23 protein-coding genes and 3 tRNA genes are annotated in these 21,278 nt (G+C 73.1%); 11 read left to right on the top strand and 15 right to left on the bottom strand.

Features of this window, described 5'->3' with window-relative positions:
* Positions 1 to 67: 67 nt before the first annotated feature.
* Positions 68 to 1,171 carry a cyclophane-forming radical SAM peptide maturase AmcB gene (gene amcB / locus ABZ783_RS05080; RefSeq protein WP_357434778.1) on the top strand — a complete coding sequence of 368 codons (1,104 nt, stop codon included), beginning with the start codon at positions 68 to 70 and terminating at the stop codon, positions 1,169 to 1,171.
* Positions 1,140 to 1,376, top strand: coding sequence for a multiple cyclophane-containing RiPP AmcA (gene amcA, locus ABZ783_RS05085; RefSeq protein WP_073834996.1), 237 nt, complete (start codon positions 1,140 to 1,142; stop codon positions 1,374 to 1,376). Before amcB ends, amcA begins: the two co-directional genes overlap by 32 nt.
* A gap of 147 nt (positions 1,377 to 1,523) precedes the next feature.
* On the opposite strand, the gene ABZ783_RS05090 is transcribed toward amcA, so the two are convergent.
* Positions 1,524 to 1,739: a DUF3073 domain-containing protein gene (locus ABZ783_RS05090; RefSeq protein ID WP_073834995.1), complete on the bottom strand. Its 216-nt coding sequence runs from the start codon at positions 1,737 to 1,739 to the stop codon at positions 1,524 to 1,526.
* A 303-nt stretch (positions 1,740 to 2,042) separates the two neighbouring features.
* Positions 2,043 to 3,125, bottom strand: coding sequence for a Glu/Leu/Phe/Val dehydrogenase dimerization domain-containing protein (locus ABZ783_RS05095; protein WP_357434595.1), 1,083 nt, complete (start codon positions 3,123 to 3,125; stop codon positions 2,043 to 2,045).
* Positions 3,126 to 3,298: 173 nt separating this feature from the next.
* On the opposite strand from ABZ783_RS05095, the gene ABZ783_RS05100 reads away from it, so the two are divergent.
* Positions 3,299 to 4,138 (top strand): hypothetical protein, encoded by an 840-nt coding sequence (locus ABZ783_RS05100; protein ID WP_357434596.1) that lies wholly within the window; start codon positions 3,299 to 3,301, stop codon positions 4,136 to 4,138.
* Between the two features lie 253 nt (positions 4,139 to 4,391).
* Positions 4,392 to 4,601, top strand: a complete 210-nt coding sequence (locus tag ABZ783_RS05105; RefSeq protein WP_007073996.1) for a BldC family transcriptional regulator — start codon at positions 4,392 to 4,394, stop codon at positions 4,599 to 4,601.
* An 86-nt stretch (positions 4,602 to 4,687) separates the two neighbouring features.
* Here the strand turns inward: ABZ783_RS05105 and ABZ783_RS05110 are convergent, their stop codons facing one another.
* Positions 4,688 to 5,068 carry a PPOX class F420-dependent oxidoreductase gene (locus tag ABZ783_RS05110; protein WP_357434597.1) on the bottom strand — a complete coding sequence of 127 codons (381 nt, stop codon included), beginning with the start codon at positions 5,066 to 5,068 and terminating at the stop codon, positions 4,688 to 4,690.
* 114 nt (positions 5,069 to 5,182) lie between these two features.
* Between ABZ783_RS05110 and ABZ783_RS05115 the strand changes: the two genes are divergently transcribed.
* Positions 5,183 to 5,959, top strand: coding sequence for a methyltransferase domain-containing protein (locus ABZ783_RS05115; protein ID WP_357434598.1), 777 nt, complete (start codon positions 5,183 to 5,185; stop codon positions 5,957 to 5,959).
* Positions 5,960 to 6,034: 75 nt separating this feature from the next.
* Here ABZ783_RS05115 and ABZ783_RS05120 read toward each other — a convergent pair whose 3' ends face one another.
* Complete coding sequence (locus tag ABZ783_RS05120; RefSeq protein ID WP_357434599.1) at positions 6,035 to 6,322, bottom strand: hypothetical protein; 288 nt, start codon at positions 6,320 to 6,322, stop codon at positions 6,035 to 6,037.
* Between the two features lie 166 nt (positions 6,323 to 6,488).
* Between ABZ783_RS05120 and ABZ783_RS05125 the strand changes: the two genes are divergently transcribed.
* Both ABZ783_RS05125 and ABZ783_RS05130 read left to right on the top strand, forming a co-directional pair.
* Positions 6,489 to 7,346, top strand: coding sequence for a 3-hydroxyacyl-CoA dehydrogenase family protein (locus tag ABZ783_RS05125; protein ID WP_357434600.1), 858 nt, complete (start codon positions 6,489 to 6,491; stop codon positions 7,344 to 7,346).
* A gap of 108 nt (positions 7,347 to 7,454) precedes the next feature.
* Positions 7,455 to 8,198, top strand: coding sequence for an enoyl-CoA hydratase/isomerase family protein (locus ABZ783_RS05130; RefSeq protein ID WP_357434601.1), 744 nt, complete (start codon positions 7,455 to 7,457; stop codon positions 8,196 to 8,198).
* Positions 8,199 to 8,259: 61 nt separating this feature from the next.
* On the opposite strand, the gene ABZ783_RS05135 is transcribed toward ABZ783_RS05130, so the two are convergent.
* The gene (locus ABZ783_RS05135) at positions 8,260 to 9,600 is read right to left on the bottom strand and encodes an ABC transporter substrate-binding protein (RefSeq protein WP_357434602.1); all 1,341 of its coding nucleotides are present in this window, start codon (positions 9,598 to 9,600) and stop codon (positions 8,260 to 8,262) included.
* A gap of 166 nt (positions 9,601 to 9,766) precedes the next feature.
* Here ABZ783_RS05135 and ABZ783_RS05140 point away from each other — a divergent pair, with 166 nt between their 5' ends.
* Together ABZ783_RS05140 and ABZ783_RS05145 are read left to right on the top strand one after the other, a co-directional pair.
* Positions 9,767 to 10,156, top strand: a complete 390-nt coding sequence (locus ABZ783_RS05140; protein ID WP_357434603.1) for a hypothetical protein — start codon at positions 9,767 to 9,769, stop codon at positions 10,154 to 10,156.
* A 108-nt stretch (positions 10,157 to 10,264) separates the two neighbouring features.
* The gene (locus ABZ783_RS05145; protein WP_357434604.1) at positions 10,265 to 10,972 is read left to right on the top strand and encodes a DUF2786 domain-containing protein; all 708 of its coding nucleotides are present in this window, start codon (positions 10,265 to 10,267) and stop codon (positions 10,970 to 10,972) included.
* A gap of 24 nt (positions 10,973 to 10,996) precedes the next feature.
* On the opposite strand, the gene ABZ783_RS05150 is transcribed toward ABZ783_RS05145, so the two are convergent.
* From ABZ783_RS05150 to crtI, 8 genes are all read right to left on the bottom strand, one after another.
* Positions 10,997 to 11,512 (bottom strand): SRPBCC family protein, encoded by a 516-nt coding sequence (locus tag ABZ783_RS05150; protein WP_357434605.1) that lies wholly within the window; start codon positions 11,510 to 11,512, stop codon positions 10,997 to 10,999.
* A gap of 782 nt (positions 11,513 to 12,294) precedes the next feature.
* Positions 12,295 to 12,368 (bottom strand) — tRNA-Phe (locus ABZ783_RS05155).
* A 71-nt stretch (positions 12,369 to 12,439) separates the two neighbouring features.
* Positions 12,440 to 12,516, bottom strand: a tRNA-Asp gene (locus ABZ783_RS05160).
* Positions 12,517 to 12,549: 33 nt separating this feature from the next.
* A tRNA-Glu gene (locus tag ABZ783_RS05165) sits at positions 12,550 to 12,622 on the bottom strand.
* A gap of 143 nt (positions 12,623 to 12,765) precedes the next feature.
* Positions 12,766 to 13,554, bottom strand: coding sequence for a polysaccharide deacetylase family protein (locus ABZ783_RS05170; RefSeq protein ID WP_357434606.1), 789 nt, complete (start codon positions 13,552 to 13,554; stop codon positions 12,766 to 12,768).
* Between the two features lie 72 nt (positions 13,555 to 13,626).
* Positions 13,627 to 14,625 carry a MerR family transcriptional regulator gene (locus ABZ783_RS05175; protein ID WP_357434607.1) on the bottom strand — a complete coding sequence of 333 codons (999 nt, stop codon included), beginning with the start codon at positions 14,623 to 14,625 and terminating at the stop codon, positions 13,627 to 13,629.
* Entirely contained in the window at positions 14,615 to 15,217 is a 603-nt protein-coding gene (gene idi / locus ABZ783_RS05180) for an isopentenyl-diphosphate Delta-isomerase (protein WP_357434608.1), read from the bottom strand. The genes ABZ783_RS05175 and idi overlap by 11 nt, the downstream gene beginning before the upstream one ends.
* A 40-nt stretch (positions 15,218 to 15,257) precedes the next feature.
* Positions 15,258 to 16,739, bottom strand: a complete 1,482-nt coding sequence (gene crtI, locus ABZ783_RS05185) for a phytoene desaturase family protein (protein WP_357434609.1) — start codon at positions 16,737 to 16,739, stop codon at positions 15,258 to 15,260.
* A gap of 117 nt (positions 16,740 to 16,856) precedes the next feature.
* Between crtI and ABZ783_RS05190 the strand changes: the two genes are divergently transcribed.
* Positions 16,857 to 17,783 (top strand): phytoene/squalene synthase family protein, encoded by a 927-nt coding sequence (locus tag ABZ783_RS05190; protein ID WP_357434610.1) that lies wholly within the window; start codon positions 16,857 to 16,859, stop codon positions 17,781 to 17,783.
* A gap of 9 nt (positions 17,784 to 17,792) precedes the next feature.
* Here ABZ783_RS05190 and ABZ783_RS05195 read toward each other — a convergent pair whose 3' ends face one another.
* Positions 17,793 to 18,896, bottom strand: a complete 1,104-nt coding sequence (locus ABZ783_RS05195; RefSeq protein ID WP_357434611.1) for a serine hydrolase domain-containing protein — start codon at positions 18,894 to 18,896, stop codon at positions 17,793 to 17,795.
* A gap of 91 nt (positions 18,897 to 18,987) precedes the next feature.
* On the opposite strand from ABZ783_RS05195, the gene ABZ783_RS05200 reads away from it, so the two are divergent.
* Positions 18,988 to 20,472, top strand: coding sequence for an FAD-dependent oxidoreductase (locus tag ABZ783_RS05200; protein WP_357434612.1), 1,485 nt, complete (start codon positions 18,988 to 18,990; stop codon positions 20,470 to 20,472).
* A 7-nt stretch (positions 20,473 to 20,479) separates the two neighbouring features.
* Here the strand turns inward: ABZ783_RS05200 and ABZ783_RS05205 are convergent, their stop codons facing one another.
* Positions 20,480 to 21,244 (bottom strand): crotonase/enoyl-CoA hydratase family protein, encoded by a 765-nt coding sequence (locus ABZ783_RS05205; protein ID WP_357434613.1) that lies wholly within the window; start codon positions 21,242 to 21,244, stop codon positions 20,480 to 20,482.
* Between the last annotated feature and the right edge of the window lie 34 nt (positions 21,245 to 21,278).

Consider the following 21,278-nt stretch of genomic DNA (forward strand, 5'->3'; position numbering starts at 1 on the left):
CCGCCTAGCCTGAAGGGCACTTCGGGCTGACGGGGGAGGGTTGATGGCTGCTCGTACGCATCCCGGGATGCGCGGCATCGCCGCCGTCCCCTCGTACGTGGTGATGCAGCCGACCACGCTCTGCAATCTCGACTGCGCCTACTGCTACCTGCCGATGCGGGCGGCGGACCGGCGGATGCCGGTCGCGGTCGCCGAGGCGGTGGCGGCCGCGGTGAACCCGTGGGCGGCCGTCGGCCGCTTCTCCGTCGTCTGGCACGGCGGGGAGCCCCTCGCGGCCGGCCGGGAGCATCTGGCGGCCCTGCTGGCCCCGTTCCACCCGGAGGTGGAGCACCACGTCCAGACCAACGCCACGCTGATCGACGACGCCTGGTGCGCGTTCTTCGCCGAGCACGGCATCCGGGTCAGCGTGAGCGTGGACGGGCCGCGGGAGCGCAACGCCGAGCGGGTCACCCGGGGCGGCCGGCCGGCGTACGACCGGATCCTGGCCGGCGTGGCCGCGCTGCGCCGGCACGGGTTGCCCTTCTCGGCCCTCGCCGTGGTGTCCCGGCCCGCGCCGGGCCTGGCCACCGAGCTGTACGACTACTTCCTTGACCTCGGCTGCGACGTGCTGGGCGTCAACATCGAGGAGACCGAGGGGGTCAACACCCGGAGCAACGCCCGGGACGCCGTCGCGGTGACCGGATTCTGGGCGGAACTGGTCGGCGCCTGGCGCCGGGATCCCCGGATCCACCTGCGCGAGGTGGAGTGGACCCTGCGGTACGCCGGGGCCGTCCTGGCCGGCACGGCGGACGACCTGCTGCCCCGCCAGCTCGACCCGATCCCCACCGTCGCCCACGACGGTACGGTGGTGGTGCTCTCCCCCGAGCTGGCCGGCTTCACCGATGCTCGGTACGGGGACTTCAGCAGCGGCAACGTGCTGAGTACCCCGCTGGCCGAGATCCTCTCCGGTGCGGGGCGTACGCCCTGGGTCGGTGAGTTCCTCGCCGGCGTCGAGGCGTGCCGGTCGTCCTGCCCCTACTTCGGGTTCTGTGGCGGCGGCCACGCCGCCAACCGCTATTTCGAGCTGGGCCGTTTCGACGGTACGGAGACCGAGCACTGCCGCAACAGCAAGATCCGCCTACTGGAGGGAGTGTTGGAGCATGCCCGAGACCGCGAGTCGCCGGCAGCCTGAGCGCGTCGGGGAAGCCGCACCGGACCCGGTGGCGGACCGCGTGCGGGAAGCCGCCGTGGGATTGACCGCTCTGCTCCACGAGGCCGAGGCCGCGCGGCTGCTGCGAGCGGAGGTGTCGGGCGGTGACGGGGCCAGTGCGGTGTGCGCCTGGAACCACTTCGAGAACATCCCGACGTTCTACAACTGGAACAACCGGCCGCGCTGACGCCAGCCGTCCGCGATCAAGGACCTGCCGGTGCGCCCGGGCGCGGCCCGGTGCGGCAGGTCCCTGATCGTCGGTCGGTACGCCGGCTTCCGCTGAGCACATGCGTGAGCACGCGGGGGCTACCGCGTGCTCAGATGTGACCGGAGGTCAGCGGGTCGGACGGGCCCAGGTGTCCGGGTCGTCGTCCGCGTGGTCCTCGTCATCGTCGTCGACATACTCTTTGTAGTCGTCGTCGAAGTCGTGGTCCGACTTGCCGCTGCCGCCGAGTTCTCGCTGCAAGGCGGCGAGGTCGGTGTTCGGGGAGTGGTACTTCAACTCCCGGGCCACCTTTGTCTGCTTGGCCTTAGCACGGCCGCGCCCCATGGCTCGACCCCCTCGCACAGAATGCGGGGCAGCCCGAAGGCGGGCCCCGATGACGTCAGGCATCTCTCGTGGCTCTTACGGTACATGGGGATGCCACCGTTCGGCACCTCGGGTTACCGCCAGCCGGCCCTGCGCGTCGCAGTGTTCCGGCCGTCACAAATTGTACCCGGTAAGGAGCGGGCACCGTGACTGGCCGTGACACTGGACAAACCGTCGCGAAGCTGCCTAATTTCCAGCTTAACGCCGGCAAGGTCAGCGCCGCACGCCGGGGGACGGAGCGGTGCCCCGCCCCCGGCGTGATGTTCACCGCAGGTGGATCGTCCGCAGCCGGCCGACCTCGGCCATCCGCCGCTCGGCGAGCCGGTCCGCAGCCACCGCCGGCGGGACGCCCTCGTCGTCGGCGAGCCGCAGGATCTCCCGGGTGGTGTCGTAGATCCGGGTCGCCCGCAGCTTCGCCCGCTCGAAGTTGAAGCCCTCGATCTCGTCGGCGACCTGGATCACTCCGCCGGCGTTTACCACGTAGTCGGGGGTGTAAAGGATGCCACGGTCGGCGAGGACCTTCTCGATGCCCGAGTGGGCGAGCTGGTTGTTCGCCGCGCCGGTGACCACCTTGGCCCGCAGCACCGACACTGTGTCGTCGTTCAGGGCGCCGCCCAGCGCGCACGGGGCGTACACGTCGATGTCGGAGGCGATCAGCGCGGCGGTGTCGTCGACCAGCTCGACCTGCGGGTGGGTGGTGCGCACCCACTCGAGGGCCTTCGGGTTGACGTCGGTCGCCACGACCTCGGCCCCGTCGCCCAGCAGGTGCCCGGTCAGGTACTTGCCGACCTTGCCCAGGCCGGCCACGCCGACCCGGCGCCCGGCCAGCGTCGGGGCACCCCAGACGTGCTCGGCGGCGGCCCGCATGCCCTGGAAGACACCCCAGGCGGTCAGGATGGAGGAGTCGCCGGCACCGCCGTGCTCCACGCTGCGTCCGGTGACGTACCGGGTCTCCCGGGCGATCACGTCCATGTCGGCGACGTAGGTGCCGACATCGCAGGCGGTGTAGTAGCGCCCGCCGAGGGACTCCACGAAGCGGCCGTACGCGCGCAGCAGCGCCTCGCTCTTGATCTGCTCCGGGTCGCCCCAGATGACGGCCTTGCCGCCACCGAGGTCGAGGCCGGCCAGGGCGTTCTTGTAGGCCATGCCGCGGGAGAGGTCGAGCACGTCGGCGAGGGCCTCCTCCTCGCTGGCGTACGGGTAGAACCGCGTGCCGCCGAGCGCGGGGCCGAGCGCGGTGGAGTAGATCCCGATGATCGCCTTGAGGCCGGACTGCGTGTCCTGGCAGAACACGACCTGTTCGTGGCCGGTGGATCCGGGGTCGTCGGTGCTGGCGAATACGCCCATTGCTGGCTCCTGTGTCGGTGTGCGTCCTTGTGGGGCGCGGACCTGGTGGCGTGCCGGCGGGATGCTGCCGGTGCTGCAGAGCCTAATATCGGCCGGAACCGTACTGTCGTGCACGTCACGGCCCCCCGTCACGCCGGCGACGCGGGGGTCCCGTCTCGTGGGAGGATCGCCCCGTGCCGTCGCTCTTCGCTTCTTACCTGCGGGTGTACGAGCCGCTGACCGCTTTCGACCGGGACCGCCAGTCGTTCTGGCGCCGGTACGTCAGCGAGGGCCGGGCGGTCGCTCCGTTGGAGGGCCCGGTCCGGCAGCGCACCGCGGTGATCGAGGCGCTCGGCGCGGGCTGGACCCGGCTGCCCGACCTGCCGGACGAGGCGTACGTGCTGGAGACCGACGACACGCTGCTGGTCTGCCCGTGGAACCTGCGGATCCGGGTGGCGGAGGCGGCGCTGAGCGCCCGGGACGGGGTGCCGTCGGTGCTGGCCGACGCGTTCGTCCCGCCCACCCTGGCCGGGCAGGCCAAGGCGGTGGTGGAGGACTGGCGCAGCGGGGCGCGGGTGCTGGAGCACGGGGTGCCCCGGGTGCACGAGCAGATCGCCACCTGGGGGGTGCCACTGCGCTGGTTCGTGCTCTTCGACCGGCAGGAACGGCAGTTGGTGACCGAGCCGGACCGGCGCGCGCTGCGCTACCGGACGGAGATCTCCAAGGCGCGCCGCCGGTCGTCCCGGGCGCTGTCGGTGCTGCGCAAGTCGGTCGGGGACGCCCCGATCACCGAGGCGGTCGAGGAGGCCGCCCGCTGGCTGGAGGAGTTCCACCCGCGCTCGGTGGTGGAGCTGGACTATGGGGGCCTGGTGCAGCTGCTGCCGGACGAGACACTGGCCGCCGACGACTCGACCGAGCTGGTCGCGACCGGGCTGGCCGGGCTCTCCCGGGGCGAGGCGGAGGAGGCGTCGGCGGCGTACGACAAGCTGGTCGCCCGGTGGCGGGCGGTGCAGCTGCTGGAGCGCTGCAACTAGCCCGAATTGCCCGATAGAGACCTCTCGATGCGAGAGTGTCTCGTAGTTGACGCATCACGAACCGTGATCATGAGTCCTAATAAGGTACTGTCTGCGGCGTAAAAGTCGTAAAAATCGGGCATGGTTCATCCGTCCGTCTAGGGACCTTCAGCCGTTCGGCCCATGTCGGACATCGGGGACTAGCCGGACCATGGGAGACGCGTCGGCCGGCGGGACCCCGGCCGATGTCTATACATGTGGAGGAGTGACCCCGATGGCATCGCGAACGCATGAACCAGAGCCGCTACTCACACCGGCCGAGGTGGCGTCGATGTTCCGTGTCGACCCGAAGACGGTGACCCGGTGGGCCAAGGCTGGCAAGCTTAGCGCGATCCGGACCCTGGGCGGCCACCGCCGCTACCGCGAATCGGAGGTCCGGGCCCTGCTGCAGGGGCAGATTCCCCAGCAGCGCCAGGGGGACTGACCACCGGACTTTCTCAGGCGTTCCGATCAGGGGCGGCCGGACGTACGCGCGAGCGGCGATCCGCCGCCCTTAATCGTGTCCGGGGTTCACTCGTCCAGCACGACGCGCAGCCCCACCGTGCCGCGCTCGCCACGGCGCAGCCGGCTGCCCAGCAGGCTGAGCCGCCCGATCATGCGGTACTTGTGCTTCAGCAGTCCGCGGATCCGTTGGGTGCCGACCAGATCGCAGATCGCCGCGTGCCCCGGTAGCGCCTCGCCGTGCGGCCGGCCGCGGACGTCGCACGGTGCCACGGTCACCCGGCTGTCCCGGCGGATCCGCTTGACCTTGCCGGAGTCCGACGCCGTCCACACCGCCAGCGCGTCCCCGTCCCGCACCGCCCAGACCGGCGTCGCCACTCCCCGGCCGTCCTTGCGGAACGTCGTGAGCAGCACGTACTTCTCCGCCGCCAGGCGGTCCAGGTCGGTCACGCCGCCCAGGATACGGCCGCGACAGCCCGGCCGAGCCCGGATAGCGTGATCGCCGTGAGCGCGAGGAGCGAGCCGGGTCTGCGAGCCCCGCAGTCGCGAACAGAGACAGCGCCCGTGACCGGGGAACCCACGATCGGCGACGTGTTCGGCGAGATGATCCGCGACGCGTACGCGGTCGCCACCGGGGTCGGACCCCGGCCACTTGTCGGCGGGCGGCTGCCCCGACCGGTCATCGAGATCATCGAGCGGGACGACGGCCTGGTCAACGGCGCTCCCGCCGGGCACTACCTGGACCCGCCAGAGGCGTGGCAGCCGTACGACCACCGGGCCGTGGAGCGGGTGCGCGGGCACGCGCTGGACGTGGGCGTCGGTGGCGGCCGGATCGCCCTGCACCTGCAGCAGCGCGGGGTCCCGGTCACCGGGCTGGACACCTCGGCCGGAGCGTTGCGGGTCTGCCGCCACCGGGGCGTACGCGACCTGGTGCACGGCACGATCGACGAGCACGTCGCCGACGGCCGCCGGTATGACACATTCCTGCTGCTCGGGAACAACCTCGGGCTGATCGAGGGACGGGAGCGGGCACCCGGGTTCCTGGCCGCGCTCGCCGCGCTGGCCCGGCCCGGCGCCCAGGTCATCGCCCACGGCACCGACCCGTACGGCACCACCGACCCGGTGCACACGAGCTACCACGAGCGCAACCGGCGGCGGGGCCGGTTCGGCGGCCAGCTCCGGCTGCGGCTGCGCTACCGGCTGCTCGGCACCGAGTGGTTCGACTATCTGGTGTGCTCGGTCGACGAGCTGGCCGAGCTGGTCCACGGCTCGCCGTGGCGACTGGTCGACGTGGACGACCGGGACCATCCGTACTATCTGGCCACGCTGAAGCTGGCCTGAGCACAGGCCCCGAGGCCGGGAAGGGCCCCTGCGTCGCCGCCGCCGAGGCGTTGGCCAGGGGCCCCTCCGTCTCGCTCACACCTGGACGGTCGGGGAATGCTGCTCCGGCGGGAGGCCACCGTCCCCGTCGACCACCTCGTCGGGGGTGCCGTCCTCGTCGAGGTCGACCATGGTGATGTCCACCTCGCCGTCACCGTCGGTGTCGAACTGGAACAGGTCGGCCTTCCCGTCGCCGTCGGTGTCCACCACCCACACGTCGGTCCGGCCGTCGTTGTTGGTGTCCGCGCGGAGCAGGTCCACCCGCTCGTCGCCGCGGGTCTCCACGGTCTCCGGGTTCTCCGCGTTCTCCGGTGCCTGGCTCATGTCGGTCCTTCCGTGTCGGCTTCGACGGCCGTCGTACCCGATCCGGCGCGCCCCCACGCACGTCGCCCGGGCCGGCCCTGCATAGGGTCGCACCCAGGAACGAGCGGAGCATGCGGGCCGGCGCGGCGGAGACCCCGCGCGCCGCCGCCCGCGGCGAGGGGACGTCATGAGTGGTCGTTTTGTGGTCGTCGGGGCCGGCACCATGGGCCTCGGCATCGCGTACGTGGCGGCCGGCGCCGGTTACGCGGTGGAGCTGGTCGAGGTGGATCCACCCCGCGGGGCGGCCGCCGTGCAGCGCCTCGGCGAGCTGTGGGAGCGCGGGGTGCAGCGCGGCAAGCTGACCGCCGAGGAGGCGACGGCGAACCGGGCGCGGGTCACCCTGCGGGCCGGGTTGGCCGAGGTCGCCGAGGGGCCCGACGTGATCGTCGAGGCGGTCCCGGAGCGGCTCGACCTCAAGCGGTCGGTGCTGCGGGAGGCCGAGGCGCGGCGTCCCGCCCTGCTCGGCAGCAACACGTCCAGCATCCCGATCGCCGACCTGGCCGACGGGCTGGACCGGCCGGCGAACTTCGTCGGGTTGCACTTCTTCAACCCGGTCTGGGCGATGGCGCTGCTGGAGATCGTGGTCGGCCCGGCCACCGCGCCGGGGACCACCGAGGCGGCCGTCGCGCTCGCCGGGCGGCTGGGCAAGGACCCCGTCGTCGTACGCGACATGCCCGGCTTCGCCACCTCCCGGCTCGGCGTCACCCTCGGGCTGGAGGCGATCCGGATGGTCGCGGACGGGGTGGCCAGCCCCGCGGACATCGACAAGGCGATGGTGCTCGGCTACCGGCACCCGGTCGGCCCGCTGGAGCTGACCGACCTGGTCGGGCTGGACGTCCGCCTCGATATCGCCCGCACCCTCCAGGCCGCGTACGGGGACCGGTTCGCGCCGCCGCCGCTGCTGGTGGAGATGGTGGCCGCCAGGAAGCTGGGCAAGAAGTCCGGCCAGGGCTTCTACACGTGGGAAGGCGGGGTCAAGCGGTGAGCGCGAGGAGTGAGCTTGCGAGCCCCGCAGTCGCGAAAGGAAGGTTGGCACCGTGAGCGCGAGGAGTGAGCTTGCGAGCCCCGCAGCCGCGAACGAAGGGTTGGCAGAGTGAGCGGGCTGCGGATCGAGGAGCTGCCGGACCGGCTGGTGGTGACGCTGGACCGGCCGGAGAAGCGCAACGCCATCGACGCCGACCTGATCGCCGAGTTGCACGCGGTCTGCGCCGAGCTGGAGGCGCGGCCCCGGCTGCTGCTGCTCACCGGCGGGGCGGAGGGCATCTTCGCCGGCGGGGCGGACATCGGCCAGCTCCGCGAGCGCGGCCGGCTGGACGCCCTGGCCGCCATCAACCAGGCCGCCTTCGCCCGGATCCGGGCGCTCCCGATGCCGACCGTGGCGGCCGTGGACGGCCCCGCGCTGGGTGGGGGCGCCGAGCTGGCGTACGCCTGCGACCTGCGGGTGTGCACGGCGCGCGCGGTGTTCGGCCAGCCCGAGGTGCGGTTGGGCATCCTGGCCGGCGCCGGCGCGACCTACCGCCTGCCGGCGCTGGTCGGGGAGGCCCGGGCCAAGGAGTTGCTCTTCACCGGCCGCCGGATGGACGCCGACGAGGCCCTGCGGATCGGGCTGGTCAACCGGGTGGTGGCCGAGCCGGCGGAGCTGCTGCCCACCGCGCACGGCCTGCTCGACGAGATCGCGAAGGGTTCGGCGCTGGCGCTGCGGCTCACCAAGCTGGCCGTGGACGCCCCGCCCGCCGCCCACCCGCAGCTCGACCTGCTCAGCCAGGCGGTGCTCTTCGAGGACGAGGAGAAGCACCGGCGGATGACCGAGTTCCTGGAGCGGCGCCGGTCCCGCTGACCGGTCCGGACATGCGACGAGGGCCGCACCGGGCGAACCGGTGCGGCCCTCGTCGTCGCGTTCAGTGCTGGATCGGTACTCCGGCATCGGCCAGCGAGGTGATCACGTGCAACGACTCGCCGAAGCCGATGATCAGCACGGCGTCCGCCCCGTAGTCCTTTATCTCCCTGGCGCCGGCCGAGAAGTCCACCTTCTGCCCGTCGGCCGGCAGCGGGTACGTGAGCAGCTTGACCTGGTCGCCGCCCAGACCGGCCCGCTCCAGCTCGGCGCGGACGTTCTCCTGCAGGCCCTCGCCGTAGGAGTCCTTGCGGGCCACGATGGCGACCTTGTGCGAGCCGTCCCGCATGATCACGTCGGCCAGGGCCCGGCCCTGGAGGATGTCCGACGGGGCGGTGCGGAAGTAGAGCCCCTTGTCGTCGATCGTGGTGAGCCCGGCGTCGGTGTTCGACGAGGAGAAGAGGATCCGGCCGGCGGCCACCACGTCGGGCAGCACGGCCCGGGAGATGCCGGACGCGGCCGCACCGATGATGACCTGGACGCCCTTCTGCACGTGCGACGCCACCGCCGCCTTCGCGACCTCGGGGTTGGTGCCGTCGTCGCCGTCGATCCACATCACCGGCTGGCCCAGCACGCCCTCGGCGGCGTTGATGTCCTTGATGGCGAGCGCCGCGCCGGCGGCCAGCGGCGGGTACGCCAGGGCCAGGTCACCGGTCTTCGGCAGCAGACCGCCGATGATCAGCGGCGTGTCCCCCTTGCCCGGCTTGCCGCGCTGCTTCTTCCCCGGCGGCGGGGCCTTGGTGCTCGCCCCGGACTCGTCACCGGCGCCCACGAACTCGGTCTTGCCGTCGTTGATCCGCTCGTGGTCGAAGTGCAGGGTGGCGTAGCTGGCGGTGGCCGGCTCGCCGGCGTCGGTGAACCCGGCCCGGGTCAGCGACACCCCGCGGTACTCGATGTCCTGGCCGGCGCGGGCGAGCCGCAGGCAGGTCGCCGGGTCCTCGCAGCGCTGGCCGCCATTGGTCACCCCGACGATCTGCTTGGCGATCTCCTCCGGCTGGGTGGTGCCGGCGAGCTGGGCGGCCAGCGCGCTGATCACCACCGCGTCGTACGTCTCGGCCGAGTAGAGGTAGTCGGTCAGCTTCGGGTCTACGGTCCGTAGTCGTTCCTTGAAGCTTTCCGGCAGTTGGGTGAGCGGAATTGTGCCCTTCATGCCGTTCAGAAGGCTCGCCCGGTCCTTCAGTTCGGCCGCGTACGAGTTCTGCATGTTGCCGTCGGTCCCGTAGAGGCGCACCTGGGTGGTGGTGTTCGCCTCCTCGGGCTGGTCGCTCCCGCAGGCGCTGGTGGCGAGCAGGAGCGCCGCGCAGGCCACGGAAATGGCCGCGCGCGACGCGCGTGATACGAGCATTGTCGTCCTTCCTCCGGCGAAGGTCCGCTGCGCACATTAGCGTGCCGGGGCGGCCGGCGGGACCGTGGAGGTGGCTCCGTCGGCAGCCCGACTGCGGATATCACGGACCGTGATGGCTGGGCCGTTTCGGGGTCACGGCTTGACCGTCGGTCCTACTGTTCGGCAGGTGACCGACGAAGCACAGCAGACGCTGGACGACGCGACCGCGGTGCTCCGCTCGGCACTGGCCGGTGACGGCGACGCGGTGGTGGGCACCTTCGATGCCGTGGTGGACCGCTCCGGGCTGGCCGGGGCGTACGGGGTGGCGTGGTGCCTGGCCGCCACGATGGTCGGTGACGACGCCCCGGCGGGCGGCTGCGCGCTCGACTTCCCCGGGATCGACCAGGCCGGCTACGACACCCGGTGGGTGGCCCGCTTCGTCAGCGCGTACGCCAACGACGACGCCGACACCGGCGAGGCCCTCTTCGGCGCCGCGGTCGCCGACGGGCTGCTGCCGGACTGCCTGCTCACCCTGGCGGGGTCGACGGTCGCCACGCTGCGCAGCCGGGCGGGCTGACCGCCGGGTCCACGGCTCAGGGCCGGCGCTGCGGGTCGGCCCGGCACGGCCAGCGCGTCGGGCCCGGCGCATCCCGACCGGTCCCGCCACTGTGGTAGCTCTGGGGGCATGTCCGAGGCGATGCTGAGCAAGGTCCGCAAGCTGCTCGCCCAGGCCGAGGACCCGGCCTGCACGCCGGCCGAGGCGGCGGCGTTCATGGCCAAGGCGACCGAACTGATCGCCCGCTACGGCGTGGACCGCGCCCTGCTCGCCGCCCGGGAACCGGCCACCGACCCGGTCGGCGACCGGGTCGTCGAGGTCGTCGCCCCGTACGCCCGGGACAAGGCCGGCCTGCTCGCGGCGGTCGCCGATCCGCTGCGCTGCCGCTGCGTAAGACGCCGGCAGGGCAGCGGCTTCGCGATGCACCTGTTCGGCTTCGCGAGCGACCTGGAACGGGTCGAGCTGCTCTTCACCTCGCTGCTGGTGCAGGCCGCGCACGGGTTGGCCGGTGCCGCCGTACCGGCCGGGGAGCATCCGGCCGCGTTCCGGCGTACCTGGCTGGCCGGCTTCGCCCACGTGGTGACCGAGCGGCTGCGCGCGGCCGAAGCCGACGCGGTGGCTGAGTCCGGCGCGCCCTCGGCGGCGCTGGTGCTGGCCGACCGCTCCGATCGGGTTCAGCGCCGGCTCGCCGAGGTCTACCCCCGGCTGCGTACCGCGCCGGTCCGTCGGCTGGCCGGCACCGGGTTCGGCTCGGGTGCGGCGGCGGGACGCCGGGCCGACCTGGGGGGAACCGGCGTGGCCGGCCGGGGCGCCGCGACGCGGGGCATCGGGGGGTGAGCCCGACCGGTGCGGGTGGGCCGGTCAGGCCGGGTTGCGGGCGACCGTGGCCAGGTAGCGGCTTAGCAGTTCGTGCCAGCCGGCGGTGAGCGCCTCGCGGTAGCCCTCGGCGGCCGCACCGTGCCGGTCGAAGTAGCGGTGCTCGACGTCGACCCGAGTCAGCTCCGGCCCTTCCGGCTGGAAGAGGACCTCGACCTCGCTCGCCCGCGCCGGGTCCGGCACCGCCACCCGGTCCGGCCCGATCTGCCAGGTGAAGACCAGCCGGCGGGGTGGATCCCAGGTCAGCACCCGGCCCCAGTCGCTGCGGAAGCCGTACGGGCCGATCTCGTAGAGCATGCCGCCGGCCCGGGGCTCCATCCCCAGTTCGGCCAGGGCCTCCGGCCCGGACCAGGTGTATTCGCGTACCCACCAGTCGGCCAGCGACCCGCTGAAGACCGCGAACGCCCGTTCGGCGGAGGCTGGGGCGAAAAGGCTGCTGCGGAGAGTGAACCGGTCGAATTCCTGACGAACCTCATCCGGATCGGCCATCTCCTGTCCCATAGGCCCGGACCATACCGGCTGATGCCTCGCCGTGCAGCTTCACAGTGCGCCCGCTTCCCGACACTGGGAGCGAGATTTCCCGAAAGGGAACTGTCAGGCCAACTACGTGCGATCAGTGACGGTGATCACGGGGGAAAAGCGGTCAACCACGGCCAGATGGACGGTTGGGAGTGGTGTGAGATGTTTGCTTAACCACCATGTGCCCAGCTCGCCGGGCCGCTCAATTTGATCTCATAATCCCTCGGTCGCGGGTTCGAGTCCGGCCCGCCTCGTCAGACCCCTGCTCAAACAGGGTGACGGAGGGCAGCAGAAGCGGCAGGCGGTCAGGCCCACCACTTCGGGTACCACCTCAGAACCTCTTCCGCAGACTTGGGCGGCTTGGACTCCCTTTCCCGCCAAGCGGCAATGGCAGTCGGACCATGAGCCACCAGTGCCCCGGCGATGAGAAGTAGCGACGTGACCTTTTCAGGCCAGCCATGCCACACCCCGGCACCCGACGCAAGCAGGAGCAGGAGCCCTACGAGCTGCGTCATCCGGAGACGCGGACGCTTCATGCATGCAAACCTACTTTGATCGACGACGAGGCCGAATGCCCGAAGCCGGCAGCGGGATGGCGGCAGAAGCGGGGCGGCGTGCGATCTGCGTGCGATAAATGGCGGTGATCACGAGCCAGGAGCGGTCAACCACGGGCAGCGGCGACCGATGCAGCCGGGATACCAACAGCAAGATCCCCACCGACGTTTCCGCAGGTGGGGACCTCTGTAGCCCGGCGAAAGGCTATGTGGCCAGGGGCGGGGTCGAACCGCCGACCTTCCGATTTTCAGTCGGACGCTCGTACCAACTGAGCTACCTGGCCGTGCCGCTCGGCTCATGCTACCGCATGGGCCGATACGCAGAACGCCGCGCAGATGAGCGCGGCGTCAGCGCTGGCGGTCCTGACGGGACTTGAACCCGCGACCTCCGCCTTGACAGGGCGGCGAGCACTCCGACTGCTCCACAGGACCTGGCTGGTGTTGCATCCGGCCTGAGCCGGACCGTGCCCCCAACGGGATTCGAACCCGTGCTACCGCCTTGAAAGGGCGGCGTCCTGGGCCGCTAGACGATGAGGGCGGCCCCGCCATCATTGCACACTCGCAACTTCAAGCGGACTTGCTCCCATCCGGCCCCGCCGGAGGCATGAGAAGCATATGCCATGCCCCGGCGGTCGACCAAACCGGTATGCCCCTGGCCGTGACGACGGGTGGAAGCACAGGTCAGCGGGGTGGGGCGAGACCGTACCGGCGCTCGAGGTCGGGAATCAGCTGCCGGCAGGCCGCCATGGTCTGGCGCCGGTCGCCGCCTCCGTCGTGCATCAGCACGATCGAGCCAGGGCGCGCCGCCGCCGCCACCCGCTTGATGATCGTCTTGGCCGGCGGGTGGTCCCAGTCCTGCGGGTCGACGGTCCAGTGCAGCGGGCGCATGCCGAGCTGGCGGGCGACCGTCACCTCCTCCGGCGTCCACCGGCCGCCGGGCTGGCGGAACCAACTGATCTTGGCGTCCGGCACGGCGGCCCGGATGGCCTGGTTGGTGCGCACCAGGTCCGCCCGGATCTGCGCGACCGGCCGCCGGCCGAGGTTCAGGTCGTGCCGCCAGCTGTGGTTGCAGAGCTGGTGGCCCTCCCGGACGATCCGTGCCACCAGCGCCGGGTGGCGGCGGGCCTGCGTGCCGATCAGGCAGAAGGTCGCCGTGACGTGGGCCGCCCGCAACTGGTCCAGGATCTGCGGCGTCCACCGGGGGTCCGGCCCGTCGTCGAAGGTCAGGGCGACCTCCCGGGTGCCGCTCCGGCGCTGCAGCCCGGCGGGCAGGGTCTTGGGCAGCGGACGCAGCTTCGGCTTCGGCGGGGTGGTGCGCTTGGGCTTCGGGGTGGGGCTCGGCTCCGGCGCTGGGGTGGCCGAGGCCGTCGGCGGGCTGCCCGCCTGGGCGGGGGGCTTGCCGGGCTTGCCGCAGCCGGTCACCAGCAGGACCAGGCCGAGGGTGAGCGCCAGCACGGCGCGTGAACGCATCGTCGCTCCCGAAGAGGGGTCGGGGTATGACTTACCGACGGTAGTGGACGTCGCGCCGAACCGGGAGGGGTGTCAGCCCGCCGTCGGCTGCTCCAGCGAGTCCCGTACGGCCACCGCCAGCGAGACCGCCTCGGTCAGGTCCACCGGCCGCACCACGCCGGCCGGCAGCGTGTCGGCCTGCCACCCCGGCCCGGCGGCGAGCACCAGCAGCGGCCGGCGAGGGGCGGCGAGCAGCGCGGAGAGCTGGTGCGGACCGGCGGTGGCCCGGGTGTGCGACCAGAGCGCCACGGCGGCCGGCCCGGTCCGGTCGACCGCCTCGAGCAGGGCCGCCACCGGCACCCGTGCCCCCAGCATCCGGTAGCCCACGCCCGTCTCGGCGAGCGCGGCGCCCAACGCCTCGAGCGGCAGCGTGTGCTGTTCCTCGTCGGCGCAGGAGAGCAGGATCGGGGGTGGGCCGGCGGCCGGGTGCGACCGGGCCGCCGCGGCGAGCGCCTCGGAGACGCACCGGGACATCAGGTGTTCCACCTCGATCAGCGCGGCAGTGGCGGCGTGCCGTTCGCCGATCCCGGCAAGCACCGGCCGGAGCAGCCCGTCCCAGGTCGCCACCACGCCGTCGGTGGCGAGGGCGTGCGCGATCGTCTCGCCGATCGCCACCGAGTCCAGCCGCATGGCGGCGCGGGCCAGCCCGCGGGCGACCGGACCGGCCCGGCCGACCGGGATGGTCGTCCCGCCGCCGTCCCGGGCGGCCCGCGGGGCGATGGCCCCGGGTCGCCGCGCGGCGGCAGACCCGCCGGGCTGGCGTTGTCGCCGGAGCCGCGCGCCGACGTCGGGCGGGACCGCCGCAGGCGCCTGCCGGGCCCAGCGGGCCGCCTCGGCCGGGGCCACCCCTTCGACGGTGAGCCGCCGCATGATCTCCAGGCGGGCGAGGTCGGCCGCCGTGTAGCGCCGGTGGTGTCCCGGTAGGTGCGCACTGGGACCGAGGCCGTAGCGCTGGTGCCAGGTGCGCAGGGTGGTGACCGCGACCCCCAGGCGGCGGGCGACCGCCCCCGCGCTCAGCGCCTCATCGGCCACCCGGCCGCTCCGCTGCCTGATCGGCTGGCGCCGGACGGGACGGGGCGGCGACGGGAGCCGCCGGCCGCAGCAGCCGGCTCACCACCCCGCCCAGCCACGGCGCGTACGCGCGGGGGTCGACGTCGAGGTCGGCCGTCAGCTCGCCCGGGTCGACCCAGCGCAGACCGGCCACCTCTTCGGGGTCGGGTCGGGTGGGCAGAGCGGTGGGCACCTCGGCGCGCAGCACGTGGTCGTACTCGAACTCGACGCGGCCGGTGGCCGGGTCCTCGGCGTAGTAGACGTACACCCCGACCTCGGTGAGGTCGACCGGGTCGACGCCCAGTTCCTCGGCCAGCCGCCGGTTGGCGGCCTCGGCCAGCGACTGGCCGGGCAGCGGGTGACCGCAGCAGGAGTTGGCCCAGCGCAGCGGGAACCGCGTCTTCACGGCGGCCCGCTGCTGGAGCAGGATCCGCCCGTCCGGGTCGACCAGCAGCACCGAGAACGCCCGGTGCAGCCGACCGGGCGGCTGGTGGGCGGCGGCCACGGTGGCCTCGCCGAGCGCGTGCCCGGCGTCGTCGACCAACTCGACCAGGTGTTCTTCGCGGGACGTCACGGGACCGGCCTTTCGTTCGGGGCCGCGTCGCGCCACGCGCTCACCGACCGGCTCCGGTGATACGCGCGGCGGCGAGCTTGCCGCTGATCAGGACCATGGGCACCCCCACCCCGGGCTGGGTGCCGGAGCCGACGAAGACCACGTTGCCGAGCGTCCGGTGCAGGTTGGTCGGGCGGAACGGCCCGGTCTGGAATAGGTTGTGCGCGGCGGCGAACGGGGTGCCGGCGGCCATGCCCTGCTCCGCCCACTCGGCCGGGGTGATGGTGCGCAGCACTTCGATCCCGGCCCCGAAGCCGACGTAGCCCCGCTGCTCCAGGGTCTCGACGAGCTGGTCGGCGTACCGGCGGGTCAGGTCGCCGCGCCAGTCGAGGGGCGCCCGGTCGAGGTTCGGCACCGGGGCGAGCACGTAGTAGGTGTGCCGCCCGGCCGGGGCCACCGACGGGTCGGTCCGGCTCGGGTTCGTCACCAGCAGCGACGGGTCGGTCATCAGCTCGCCTCGCCGGATCACCTCGTCGAACGTACCCTTCCAGGATCGTCCGAAGTGGATGTTGTGGTGGGCGATCTTCGCATAGCCCTGCCTCGAACCGACGTGCAGCACCACGCAGGAGGGCGAGTAGGTGAGCCGCCGCTGCCGGCCGGCGGGCAGCAGGTCCCGATAGGCGACCGGCAGGTCGGGGTTGAGCACCACGACGTCCGCGGGGACGAACTCGCCGTCGGTGGTCACCACCCCGGTGGCCCGGCCGCCGGCGGTCTCCACCCGGCTCACCGTGGTCGCGTACCGGATCTGCACGCCGTGCTTCTCCGCCGCCCCGGCCATCGCCCGGGAGACCGCGTGGATGCCGCCGCGCGGGAAGGACACCCCGGCCACCGAGTCGAGGTACGCGATGACCGCGTAGATGGCCAGCGCGTCGTGCGGCGCGAGGCCGGCGTACATCGCCTGGAAAGAGAAGATCCGCTGGGTGCGCGGGTCGCGGAAGAACTGGTTGATCTTCGTCTGAAGTCGGCGGAACGCCCCGTTGGCCAGCAGCTTCACCAGGTTGACGGTGAGCAGGTCGGAGGGCGCGTCCAGATTGCGCTCGATGAAGTCGGCCCGCTCCCACTGCCACAGGTTCCGGGCGTAGTCGACGAACCGCAGGTAGCCGTCGGCCTCGCGGGGGCCGCAGACCCGGGCGATCTCGGCGGCCATCCGGGTGGTGTCGCTGATCACGTCGAGCGTCGACCCGTCCGGGTAGTACGCCCGGTACGCCGGGTCCAGCGGGGTCAGGTCGAGCCAGTCGGTCAGTTCCTCGCCGACCGCGCCGAGCGCCTCGGCGATCAGGTCCGGCATGGTGAGCACGGTCGGGCCGGTGTCGAACTCGTACCCGTCGACGGCGAGCCGCCCGGCGCGCCCGCCCGGCACCGCCTCGCGTTCCAGGACGGTCACCTCCCGGCCGTGGCCGGCCAGGTGCAGCGCGCAGGCCAGGCCGCCCAGGCCGGCGCCGACGACCACCACCCGGTCGGTCCGTCCGGTCACGCTCCGCATGTGCCCACCTCCCTCACCGCTGCGTCGGTCTCGCCGCCACCGCGTCGTTGGCCATGTCGGCGAGCGTACCTTAGGCTACGAGTTGCGTCGATTGATGCGTCGATATGAGGAGGGCCGGTGGACGCCGATCTCGCCGCGGCCTACGACCGTTGTCGTGAGCTGCACCGACGTCACGGTCGGACCTACTATCTCGCCACCCGACTGCTGCCCGCTTGGAAACGGCGGCACGTGCACGCCCTCTACGGATTCACCCGGTACGCCGACGAGATCGTCGACTCGACCGAGGACCTGACGCCGGCCGAGCGCGCCGCCCGGCTCGCCGCCTGGTCCGACCGCTTCGCCGCCGGACTGCGCGGGGAGCCGGTCGACGACCCGCTGCTCCCCGCGGTGCTGCACACCATCGCCATCTTCGAGCTGGACCCCGCCGACTTCGCGTCGTTCCTGCACAGCATGGCGATGGACCTGACGGTCACCGGGTACCCGACCTATGCCGACCTGCTCGACTACATGGAGGGCTCGGCCGCCGTCATCGGCACCATGATGCTGCCGATTCTGGGCAGCTCCGACCCGGCCGCCGCCCGGGAACCGGCCCGCCAGCTCGGCCTGGCGTTCCAGCTCACCAACTTCATCCGGGACGTCGCGGAGGACCTGGACCGGGGCCGGACCTACCTCCCCGACGAGCACCTGGCGATGTTCGACGTCACCCACGCCGACCTGCTCGCCGCCCGGGCGGTCGGGCACAGCACGCCGCAGATCCGCGAGCTGATCAAGTACGCGGTGACCTGCGCCCAGGCCCACTACGCGGCAGCCGCGCCGGGCATCCCCCTGCTCACCGCCGCCTCGCAGGCCTGCATGCGCACCGCGTACGAGCTCTACGGCGGGATCCTGGACGAGGTGGCCGCCCAGGGCTACGACGTCTTCGCGCGGCGGGCCCGGGTACCCGTGCCGCGACGGCTGGCGGTGGCCGCGCGGGCACTGCTCACCCCGGCCGGCACGCCGGTGGCCGTCCCCGGGCCGGCGATCCAGCCGGCGCTGGCCGTGTGAAGGGGCCCGTCACAGGCAGGAGTGCAGGGCCTCGACCAGCTCTTCCGCCCGGTCGTGCTCGGCGAGGCGGGAGGTCGCGTACGCGAACGTGTAGCCGCGCTCCGGGTCGGCCCAGGCGCTGCTCCCGCCGATCCCGCCCATGCCCCAGCTCCCGTCCGGCTCCCACTGCATGCCCAAGGTCCAGTACGCCCGCCGGTCCAGCACCAGGTCCGGGCCGTCGTACTGCGCCCGGGTCGCCTCGGTGACCAGCTCCGGGCTGACCAGGCGTACCCCGTCGAGAGTGCCGCCGGCGAGCAGGCCCGCGTAGAGGCGGGCCAGGCCGGACGCGGTGGCGTGCAGGTTCACCGCCGGGACCTCGGCGGACCGCCACAGCGGGTGGTTCACCACCGCCAGGTCGAGGCCGCCGGCCGGGTTGCCGATCGCCCGGGCCCGCAGCGATCCGGGCTCGCCCAGCATGCGGGTCGGCCAGCCCGGATCGGCGTACGTCAGGTCGGCGCAGCGCCGCTGGTCGGCCGGGCGCAGGCCGAAGCCCAGGTCGAGGCGCCACGGTCCGGCGATCTCCTCGGCCAGGAACCGGCCCAGCGACCGCCCGTCCACCCGGCGCACCAACTCGCCCACCAGGTGCCCGTACGTCCAGGCGTGCTCGCCCGCGACGCTGCCCGGCGCCCACTCCGGCTCGGCGGCGGCCAGGTCGGCGCAGAGCAGCGCCCAGTCGGCGACCGCCCCGGCCGGGCGAGGCACCGGAAACGCCGGCAGCCCGGCGGTGTGGCTGAGCACCTGGCGCACGCTCGCCGGGGTGCGGAACTCCGGCCAGTACGCGGACACCGGCCGGTCCAGCTCGACCCGGCCCCGGTCGACCAGCATGAGCAGGCAGAGCGCGGCCACCGGCTTGCCGACCGAGTAGACGTTGACCAGCGTGTCCGGCCGCCACGGGTTACCGGCCGCGGCGCGGTCGGCGGTGGCCGGGCCGGATGGAACGCCCGCGCAGTGCCCGCCTGTCAGGTCGACCACCGGCTGCCCGTCATACCAGATGGTCAGGCCGGCGCCCGTCTCTCGCCCGGTGGCGAGCAGGTCGTGGAAGCAGTCCCGGACCGGGGCGAAGCGCGCGTGCATCCGGCTACGGTAGGCCGTCCACGTCGGACCGGACGCGCGAATTCCGCCCGCTGCGGTGGCTCACCGCCCACGCGTACGGGATGCTGGCGGGATGGCGGAGCCGGAACTGGTGGACGTGGTCGTGGTCGGGCTCGGGGTCGGCGGCGAGGAGGTGGCCGGGCGGCTCGCCGAGGCCGGCCTCACCGTCGTCGGGATCGAGCGGAACCTGGTCGGCGGCGAGTGCCCCTACTGGGGCTGCATCCCCAGCAAGATCATGATCCGGGCGGCCAACGCGCTGGCCGAGGCGCACCGGGTCAACGAGCTGGCCGGCTCGGCGCAGGTCCGGCCGGACTGGGCGCCGGTCGCCAAGCGCATCCGCGAGGAGGCCACCGACACCTGGGACGACAGGGTGGCGGTCGAGCGCTTCACCGGCAAGGGCGGCCGGTTCGTCCGGGGCAGCGGCCGGCTCGACGGCCCCAACCGGGTACGCGTGGGCGACCAGGTCTTCGAGGCCCGGTACGGGATCGTGCTGGGCACCGGCACCCGCCCCTCGATCCCGCCGATCGACGGCCTGGCCGACACCCCGTACTGGACGAACCACCAGGCGATCGAGGTCGAGGAGCTGCCGGCGTCGCTGCTGGTGCTCGGCGGCGGCGCGATCGGGCTGGAACTGGCCCAGGTCTTCGCGCGGTTCGGCGTCCAGGTGACCGTGATCGAGGCGGCCGACCGGGTGCTCGCCATCGAGGAGCCGGAGGCGTCCGAGGTGGCCGCCCGGGCGCTGCGCACCGACGGCGTACGGATCGAGACCGGGGTGCGGGCCGGGCGGGTCAGCCACGACGGCACCACCTTCACGGTGCACGCGGACGGCACCGAGTTCACCGGCGAGCAGTTGCTGGTGGTGACCGGCCGGAGGGCGCACCTGGAGGAGTTGGGCCTGGACACCGTCGGCGTGGACGCCGCCCAGCGCTACCTGCCGGTCAACGAGCGGATGCACGTCACCGAGGGCATCTGGGCGGTCGGCGACCTCACCGGCGAGGGCGCATTCACGCACATCGCCATGTACCAGGCGGCCATCGTGGTGGCCGACGTGCTCGACCACATGCGGCATACCAGGGGCGGCCCGGACGCGAGCGGCACCGCCAGCGTGGTCGGCGGCGCCGCCGGGGCGGCCAGCGCGGTCGGCGGGGCGATGAGCGCCGGCGGGCCGACCGCCGCGCCGGGCAGCGTCCCGCGCGCCGACTACCGCGCGATGCCCCGGGTCACCTTCACCGACCCGGAGGTGGGCGCGGTCGGCCTCACCGAGCGGCAGGCCCGCGAGCGCGGCATCAACGTCCAGATCGGGTACGCCGACCTGACCGCCTCGGCCCGGGGCTGGATCCACAAGGCCGGCAACGAGGGCTTCATCAAGCTGGTCGCCGACGCCGACCAGGGCGTGCTGGTCGGCGCCACCTCGGTCGGCCCGGCCGGGGGCGAGGTGCTGTCCGCGCTGGTGGTGGCGGTGCACGCGGCGGTCCCGATCAGCCACCTCCGGCACATGATCTACGCGTACCCGACGTTCCACCGCGCCATCGAGGACGCGCTGCGGTCGTTGAAGTAGGCCCGGCTCAGTCGGCCGGTGCGCCGTGGCGGCCGGCGCCCTCGGTGAACCGGGCGGCGCCCTTCATCGCGTCGGTGATCAGCGACTCCGTGCCGAAGGCCAGCTCGGTGGCCATCGCCTCCGGCTCGGGCAAGCCGGCGTTGGCGAGCAGCGCCGCGCGGTCGTTGCGCAGGCAGGTCTGCGGGTGCCGGGCGATCTCGACCGCCAGCCGCTCGGCCGCCGCGCGGGCCTCGCCCGGGGCGACCAGCCGGTTCACCAGACCCATCGTGTACGCCTCGTCGGCGGGGACCGGGCGGCCGGTGAGGATCAAGTCCATGGCCCGGCTCTCCCCGATCAGCCGGGGCAGCCGCACCGTGCCGCCGTCGATCAGGGGTACGCCCCAGCGCCGGCAGAACACCCCGAGCGTCGCGTCCGACTCGGCGATCCGCAGGTCGCACCAGAGCGCCAGCTCCAGGCCGCCGGCCACGGCGTACCCGGAGATCGCGGCGAGCACCGGCTTGGAGAGGCGCATCCGGGTCGGGCCCATCGGGCCGTCGCCCTCCGGCTCGACGCGGTTGCCGCGGGGCGTATCGATGGACTTGAGGTCGGCGCCCGAGCAGAAGATGCCGCCCGCGCCCCAGAGCACGGCGACCGCCGCGTCCGGGTCGGCCTCGAACGCGCGGAACGCGTCCGCCAGGGCCCGGGCGGTCGGGCCGTCGACGGCGTTGCGGGCCTCCGGCCGATCCAGGATCACCGTGGTCACCGGCCCGGCGTGCTCGACGCGTACTCCCATCGGGTCAGCATGCCGTCGGCGGCGGCCGGCGCGC

Origin of the sequence: Micromonospora sp. NPDC047738 (assembly GCF_040642675.1) — a bacterium.
GTDB lineage: Bacteria > Actinomycetota > Actinomycetes > Mycobacteriales > Micromonosporaceae > Micromonospora.